The sequence below is a fragment of the Mycobacterium sp. genome (genome assembly GCF_035653355.1).
Classification (GTDB): Bacteria; Actinomycetota; Actinomycetes; order Mycobacteriales; family Mycobacteriaceae; genus Mycobacterium.
In genome coordinates this window covers 1-7,757 of the sequence record NZ_DASRBZ010000512.1, presented here as the reverse complement: position 1 = coordinate 7,757, position 7,757 = coordinate 1, and the positions used below count along the sequence as shown (strand labels likewise).

At 65.3% G+C, this 7,757-nt stretch carries 7 protein-coding genes; 2 read left to right on the top strand and 5 right to left on the bottom strand.

Annotated features, from left to right (window positions below):
* From pgi to VFA16_RS17620, 3 genes are all read right to left on the bottom strand, one after another.
* A partial coding sequence (gene pgi, locus VFA16_RS17630) for a glucose-6-phosphate isomerase (RefSeq protein WP_324969057.1) occupies window positions 1-1,269 on the bottom strand: 1,269 nt, incomplete at its 3' end.
* A 9-nt stretch (window positions 1,270-1,278) separates the two neighbouring features.
* A complete protein-coding gene (locus VFA16_RS17625) occupies window positions 1,279-2,091 on the bottom strand; it encodes an SDR family oxidoreductase (RefSeq protein ID WP_324969056.1) in 813 nt (270 codons plus the stop codon).
* Window positions 2,092-2,124: 33 nt separating this feature from the next.
* On the bottom strand, window positions 2,125-2,427 hold the full coding sequence (locus VFA16_RS17620; RefSeq protein ID WP_324969055.1) for a chorismate mutase: 303 nt from the start codon (window positions 2,425-2,427) through the stop codon (window positions 2,125-2,127).
* Window positions 2,428-2,657: 230 nt separating this feature from the next.
* On the opposite strand from VFA16_RS17620, the gene pcrA reads away from it, so the two are divergent.
* Window positions 2,658-4,982 carry a DNA helicase PcrA gene (pcrA, locus tag VFA16_RS17615; protein WP_324969054.1) on the top strand — a complete coding sequence of 775 codons (2,325 nt, stop codon included), beginning with the start codon at window positions 2,658-2,660 and terminating at the stop codon, window positions 4,980-4,982.
* 10 nt (window positions 4,983-4,992) lie between these two features.
* Here the strand turns inward: pcrA and VFA16_RS17610 are convergent, their stop codons facing one another.
* Both VFA16_RS17610 and VFA16_RS17605 read right to left on the bottom strand, forming a co-directional pair.
* Window positions 4,993-5,481: a hypothetical protein gene (locus VFA16_RS17610; RefSeq protein ID WP_414687748.1), complete on the bottom strand. Its 489-nt coding sequence runs from the start codon at window positions 5,479-5,481 to the stop codon at window positions 4,993-4,995.
* A 241-nt stretch (window positions 5,482-5,722) separates the two neighbouring features.
* Window positions 5,723-6,784 carry a M23 family metallopeptidase gene (locus VFA16_RS17605; protein ID WP_324969053.1) on the bottom strand — a complete coding sequence of 354 codons (1,062 nt, stop codon included), beginning with the start codon at window positions 6,782-6,784 and terminating at the stop codon, window positions 5,723-5,725.
* A 253-nt stretch (window positions 6,785-7,037) separates the two neighbouring features.
* Here VFA16_RS17605 and VFA16_RS17600 point away from each other — a divergent pair.
* The coding region (locus tag VFA16_RS17600) for an ATP-grasp domain-containing protein (protein WP_324969052.1) at window positions 7,038-7,757 on the top strand (720 nt) is incomplete at its 3' end.

Below are 7,757 nucleotides of genomic sequence, written 5' to 3'. Positions count from 1 at the left end.
GCCCGTGCCGTCGGCGTCCGGCAGGTCGTCGAGGGGCTGGGAAAAGCCGATGAAATCGGCTGGGATCAGCCGAGTGCCCTGATGAAGCAACTGGTAGAAGGCGTGCTGGCCGTTGGTTCCCGGCTCGCCCCAATAGATTTCACCGGTGTCTGTGGTGACCGGTGTGCCGTCGGCGCGCACTGACTTGCCGTTGGATTCCATGGTCAGCTGTTGCAGGTAGGCGGCGAAGCGCGCCATGTCGTTGGAGTACGGCAGCACCGCTCGTGATTGCGCGCCAAAGAAATTGGAGTACCACAAACCGATCAGCCCCAGTAGCGCGGGCGCGTTCGACTCCAGCGGCGCGGTTTTGAAGTGCTCGTCGACAATGTGGAAACCGGACAGGAATTCGGCAAACCGTTCTCGGCCGATGGCAGCCATCACCGACAGCCCGATCGCTGAGTCGACCGAATAGCGCCCGCCGACCCAATCCCAGAAGCCGAACATGTTGGCCGTGTCGATGCCGAACTCCGCGACCCTTTCCTCGTTCGTCGAGACCGCGACGAAATGCTTGGCCACCGCGTCGTCGCCGAGCGCGTCGGTCAGCCAGCGCCGAGCCGCGGTCGCGTTGGTCAGCGTCTCCAGCGTGGAAAATGTCTTCGATGAGACGATGAAAAGCGTTGTGGCAGGGTCTAAGTCGGCCAGCTTCGCGGTCAAGTCCGCGGGATCGACATTAGAGACGAACCGCGCCGAGATCCCTGCGTCGACGTAGTGGCGCAGCGCCTGATACACCATCACGGGCCCCAGGTCCGAACCACCAATTCCGATGTTGAGCACGGTGCTGATCCGTTTTCCGGTGGCCCCGGTCCACTCGCCGCTGCGCAACCGATCGGTGAAATCGCCCATCCTGTCCAACACCGCGTGGACGTCCTCAACGACGTTTCGCCCGTCGACGACAAGCTGGGCATCCCGCGGCAGCCGCAGCGCGGTGTGCAGCACGGCGCGGTCTTCTGAGGTGTTGATGTGCTGACCGGCGAACATGTCGTCGCGACGCTGTTCCAGGTTGGCGGCCCTGGCCAGATCGGTCAGCAGTTTGAGCGTCTCGCGAGTGACGCGGTGTTTGCTGTAGTCGATGTACAGGTCGCCGACCGTGACGGTGAACTCCCGTCCACGGTCGGGATCGTCGGCGAACAGCTGGCGCAGGTGGCTGTCTTTGATCTCGTCGTGATGCCTCCGCAGGGCGTGCCATGCCCCGGTGGCGGAAATGTCAGGAATCTGTTGGACGGAGGTCATAGTTCGACACTAATGCGCGCCCCGCGGCCCGGAGCGCCGCGGGAACCGGAGATAGGCGCGGATCGCATCGCCATAGGGCACTGTGCCGGCGGCCAATTGCTCCTCCAGATAACGCTCGAACGGTATGGTTCCCACCGCCTGGGCGGATGCCAGATTGCCGCCGGCGCGGTAGCCCCGAGCGAGACGGCCGGGCATCGGCACCGACACCACAGGTCGGCGTTTACCCACAGCCGCCAGATAGCGGCGCGCCAGATCGGCCATGGGAAGCACTTCTGGTCCGCCCATGTCGTCAACCCGTCCGGCCGGGCCGCCCAGGGCGAGCTCGGCCAGCCGCGCCGCCACATCGCGGACGTCGATCGGCTGGAATTGCCACCCCGCGGGGACCAGGAGGACAGGCGGTTTCGCCAGAATGCGCAGCGCCGCGGCGACCAGATCGTGGAACTGGGTGGCGCGCAGCACGGTCCACGGCAAACCGGAGTCTGCGATCAGCTGTTCGTCGGCAAGCTTGCGCCGGTAGTAGCCGAGCGGCACCCGGTCGACGCCGACAATCGAAATGAACACCAGATGCGGCTTGCCGGCTGCCAGTGCCGCATTGACCACGTGGTGCGCCGGGTCGACGCAGTGCACGACCGCATCGACGTCGCGCATTGCCTCGGCGAGTCCTTCGCCAGTGCGAACATCGCCAACGACGTGCGGTGCGCGGCCTGTGGCCGCCCGCAGGCCGCGGCTGAGGGCCCGCACCCCGGCCCCGGCATCGATGAGACGGTCGGCAACTACGCGGCCGAGCGTCCCGGTACCGCCGGTGACGAGAACCATGGCCATGACGCGGCTACTCAGGTGGCCTGACCGGCGTGGCTAGTGCCCCAGCCGGCCGCGGCCCATCCGGAGCAGCAACATCGCCAGATCCTTACCGTCGGGACCCAGCTCGCTGTAGCGCTCGATAACCTTCATCTCGCGACTGTGCACCAGCCGGGTGCCGCCCGACGCCATCCGGCGTTTGCCGATTTCTCTGGACACCTCGGTGCGGCGTCTGACTGCGGCGAGGATCTCGGCGTCGAGGCGGTCGATCTCCTGCCGGAGCTCGTCGATGTCTGGAAGCTGTTCGGTTTCCATGTCTTTGGTCTCCGCGTTCTCGTTGTGTGGGGAATCTGGTCTCATCCGGAATCGGGCCTCACACAACAGACGAGCCCCGGATCCGGACGCGAACCACGGGGCTCTGGAAAGCAGCTAAGCCACGGGCACCGCTGTCCGGTACCCGTAGAAGAATCGCCGACGCGCATGCGTCACGATCGCCGACCAAGCTGCGCTTCGAGCACGGGTCGAGTGTAGCCACTATCGGTCGCGCCAACGCAAAAACTGTCGGCGAACGGCGGTAAGTTTGGACCGATATGACCATTCGCGTGACCGACGTCCGGCCAGCCCCGGAGGCAGAGCAGCTCCTCGACGGCCTCAACCCGCAGCAGCGCCAGGCCGTGCTGCACGAGGGCTCGCCGCTGCTGATCGTCGCCGGTGCCGGCTCAGGCAAGACGGCGGTGCTGACCCGCCGCATCGCTTACCTGATGGCCGCGCGCAACGTCGGCGTCGGGCAGATCTTGGCCATCACCTTTACCAACAAGGCCGCCGCCGAGATGCGCGAACGGGTGGTGCAGCTCGTCGGCCCGCGCGCCCGCGCCATGTGGGTGTCGACGTTCCACTCGATGTGCGTGCGGATCCTGCGCAACCACGCCCCCCTCATCCCGGGCTTGAACTCCAACTTCTCCATCTATGACGCCGACGATTCCCGACGCCTGCTGCAGATGATCGGCCGAGACATGGGGCTCGACATCAAGCGGTACTCACCGCGGTTGCTGGCCAACCGCATTTCCAACCTGAAAAACGAGCTGATCGACGCCGAAAAGGCCACGGCCAGCGTCTCGGACGCCACCGATGACCTCGCCCGCACGGTCGCCGCCGTCTACGCCGAATACCAGCGTCGGTTGCGGGCGGCCAACGCGCTCGACTTCGACGACCTCATTTCGGAAACCGTTGGGATATTGCAGACGTTCCCGCAGATCGCCCAGCACTACCGGCGGCGGTTTCGGCACATTCTGGTCGATGAATATCAGGACACCAACCATGCCCAGTACGTCCTGGTGCGGGAATTGGTCGGCCGTGACGTTGAAGACGACGTTCCTCCGGGCGAGTTGTGCGTGGTCGGTGACGCCGACCAGTCGATCTACGCGTTTCGCGGCGCCACCATCCGCAACATCGAAGACTTCGAACGCGACTACCCAGACGCCACCACGATCCTCCTGGAACAGAACTACCGCTCCACGCAAAACATTCTGTCCGCGGCCAATTCGGTGATTGCCCGCAACTCCGGGCGGCGCGACAAACGACTGTGGACCGACGCCGGGAGTGGCGAGTTGATCGTCGGCTACGTCGCCGACAACGAGCACGACGAGGCGAGGTTCGTCGCCGAAGAGATCGACGCACTTGTCGAGCGTGGGGAAATCACCTACAACGATGTGGCCGTCTTCTACCGGACCAACAACTCGTCGCGGTCGCTGGAAGAGGTTTTCATCCGCGCTGGCATTCCGTACAAAGTCGTTGGGGGAGTGCGTTTTTACGAGCGCAAGGAGATCCGCGACATCGTCGCCTACTTGCGGGTGCTGGACAACCCCGGCGATGCGGTCAGCCTGCGACGCATCCTCAACACGCCGCGGCGCGGCATCGGTGATCGCGCCGAGGCCTGTGTGGCGGTGTACGCCGAGAACACCGGCGCCAGTTTCGCCGATGCCCTGCAGGCCGCGGCCGAAGGCAAAGTCCCGATGCTCAATGCTCGTGCCGAGAAGGCAATTTCGGGTTTTGTCGAGTTGCTCGACGATCTGCGCGGCCGCCTCGACGGCGACCTGGGCGAGTTGGTGGAGGCGGTGCTCGACCGGACTGGGTACCGGGCCGAATTAGAGTCCTCCACCGATCCGCAGGACTTGGCCCGGCTGGACAACCTCAACGAACTCGTCAGTGTCGCACACGAATTCAGCACTGACCGGGCCAACGCTGAAGCGCTCGACGAATCCTTGCACACCCCCGAAGACGAAGACGTGCCCGACACCAGTGTGCTGGCGGAGTTCCTTGAACGGGTGTCGCTGGTCGCTGACGCTGACGAGATTCCCGAGCACAGTGCGGGCGTGGTGACCCTGATGACCTTGCACACCGCGAAGGGGCTGGAATTCCCGGTGGTGTTCGTCACCGGTTGGGAAGACGGGATGTTCCCGCACATGCGGGCCCTGGATGATCCCGCCGAACTCTCCGAAGAACGGCGGCTGGCCTACGTCGGCATCACCCGGGCCCGGCAACGGCTCTACGTCAGCCGCGCCAAGGTCCGGTCCTCATGGGGACAGCCCATGCTCAACCCGGAGTCGCGGTTCCTGCGGGAAATCCCGCAAGAGCTCATCGACTGGCGGCGCACCGATCCCACTCCGTCCTTCAGCGCACCGGTCAGCGGGGCAGGCCGCTTCGGCATCCCCCGCCCGTCGCCGGCTCGCTCAACCGCGGCCAAGCGCCCGCTGCTGGTGCTTGAGCCCGGCGACAGGGTTTCCCACGACAAGTACGGGCTGGGTCGAGTGGAGGAAGTGTCTGGTGTCGGCGAATCGGCCATGTCACTGATCGACTTCGGCAGCTCGGGCCGCGTCAAGCTGATGCACAACCACGCCCCGCTCACCAAGATTTGACCGGGACGTTTTAGTCGACCAGCCAGCGCTTCGTTTGCGGGTGCAATGCCAGCACCACGCTGGCGACCGGCAATATCGGCAGCGTGTGCACGATCCAGGCGACGCGCGCACCCGCGATGAAGATGCCGCCGTAGGTGAGCAACGCGACCACGGCGCCGGCGACGATGAGGTAGCGGCCGAGGCTCCGCCGCTGCAACAGCAGAATCACCCCGGCGACAGTCGCCATAGCGAAGACCAAGGCCAGGAATCCCACCGCGACGCAAAACAGCCGGTCGCTTCTCCACCAGCCGGCGATCAGGTCGGTAGCCACCACCGCGGTAGCCCAGCCGCTGACGAAGCTGACGGCGGAGGTGGCGACGGCAGTCGCGCCGCTCTGTTCTCCGGAGTCAGCACTTACCGCGCCGTAGGTGCTTCGCTGACCCGGGCGAGCGGCGCCCTCCCAGGCAGCCGGCCGCCGAGGAATCTGGGTGGTCTGAAGCTGGTGTGTGACCGGGGGCAACGGTGTCGTCGGGGCGCGCCGGATGATGCGCGTCCGCGGTTCGTCTTGCTCCGCTGACGCCCCAGAGGCGGGTGAGGCGTCGTCGTCGGCTGATGCAGTCGTCTCAAACCCTTTCGTCGGTCGCGTGGGTCGCTATCCAGGTTATCCAGAAGTGCGCTGGCCCAACCCACCAATGCAGTGCCCGTGAGAGGAGGTCCGCGACGAATCGCGGGGAAAGCCGGAATTGTGTTCGGTCGCTGGATTAACCGGCGTAGTTGCCGACGCTAAGACCGCGCTGGGCCAACCACGGCACGGGGTCGACTCGGGTGGTGCCTCCCAGCAGCACCTCGAAATGCAGGTGCGGCCCAGTGGAATCGCCGCGGTTGCCCATGGTGGCAATCTGATCGCCGGCCATCACGTGCTGGCCAACGCTGACCAGCGTGGTGTTGACGTGACCGTAGAGCGTGACCGTTCCGTCGGCGTGGCGCAGCTTGACCCACATCCCGTACCCGGCGGTGGGGCCGGCGTCGATGACCACTCCGTCGGATACCGCCAGTATCGGGGTGCCGATGGAGTTGGCGAGGTCGATGCCGGCGTGCAGCACGCCCCAGCGGTATCCGAAGCCCGACGTGAAGATGCCCTTGGTCGGCATGACAAACAGTGGCTGCTGCAGTCGGGCCTCGCGTTGCGCGCGTTCTTGGGCGAAGGCCACGCCTTTGGCGAGCTCCTCGTTGTGCACCGTGACATTGGCGGCCGGCCGGACCATGACCATCTGCATCCCGCGCGCCGAGTTGCTCACCGCCCCGCCGTTGATCGACGACGCGTCAGCGGCCAGCACCGTTTCGGTCTTGGCGGCGTGGGACGGATGGGTCGCAGAATGCGCCGCCGCAGCCGCGGCGCCTGCCGCCATCGCCCCGATCAGTACCCGGCCCCGCACCGCACTGTTCGCGGGCTTGCGATGCTGGCCGCGCCGCCATGGAATCGCGGTGGTGTCCGCATCGTCGTCCAGTCCGTCGAAGCCCAGATACGGGTCGTCGTCGGTGCAACGCTCGACGCCAGGATCAGGCTCGAACTCGCGGGGAGCGGCCAACCACAGCGGCGTCAGGTTGTCGGTGTCGTGCAAATCGTCGAGCTCAGGCGCGCGCAGCACCTGCACTTCCTTGTCGAAGGCGCAGTTGTCGCTGAAGTCCAGATCGTCGAGGCTGCCGAACTCGTTGAACGGGATGATGTCGGTGATCTCATTGCGGTCGAGATCGGACAAACGGTGGGTGGATCGGCGAGAGGCTCCTGATGCAGGAGACCGGGCAAGACGATGCTGGGTCAACCTGGAAAGTCCTCGGGTCGTAACCATAACGTTATCTGGACCCTGAGACGTTAACCACTTACCGAGGACAGTGGCAACCCATGTCGATAAACCGCCCGGGGATTGTGAGCTGAATCACTTCACCCGCGCGGTGACCTCCGCCACATCGCAGGATGCGGCGTCAGAGCCTTGCGGCCGTGTCGATACAGTTCCCCGCAGGCGTGGTTCTAAACCGCGGCCCGTCGAGATATAGGCCGACATAGACAGTGAGCCCATGGATCTTTTCGAGTATCAGGCGAAGGAGTTATTCGCCAAGCACAACGTGCCCACCACCCCGGGGCGGGTGACCGACAGCGCCGACGGCGCCAAGGCGATCGCCGAGGAAATCGGTAGGCCGGTCATGGTTAAAGCGCAGGTCAAGACCGGCGGACGCGGCAAGGCCGGCGGTGTGAAATACGCCGCCACCCCAGAGGAGGCCTACTCGCACGCCAGCAACATCCTCGGCTTGGACATCAAGGGCCACATCGTGAAGAAACTGCTGGTCTCCGAGGCCAGCGACATCGCCGAGGAGTACTACATCTCTTTCTTGCTCGATCGGGCCAACCGCACCTACCTGGCGATGTGTTCGGTCGAGGGCGGCATGGAGATCGAGGAGGTCGCGGCCACCAAGCCGGAACGGCTGGCCAAGGTCCCCGTCGACGCGGTCCGCGGCGTCGATGTGGCCTTCGCGCGGTCCATCGCTGAGCAGGGCCACCTGCCCGAAGAGGTCCTGGACGCTGCTGCGATCACCATCGCCAAGCTGTGGGGGGTGTTCATCGAGGAGGACGCGACCTTGGTCGAAGTCAACCCACTGGTGCGCACCCCCGACGACCAGATCCTGGCGCTGGACGGCAAGGTGACGCTGGATGCCAACGCAGACTTCCGTCACCCCGACCACGTCGACTTCGAGGACCGCGACGCCACCGATTCGCTGGAGCTGAAAGCCAAAGAGCAC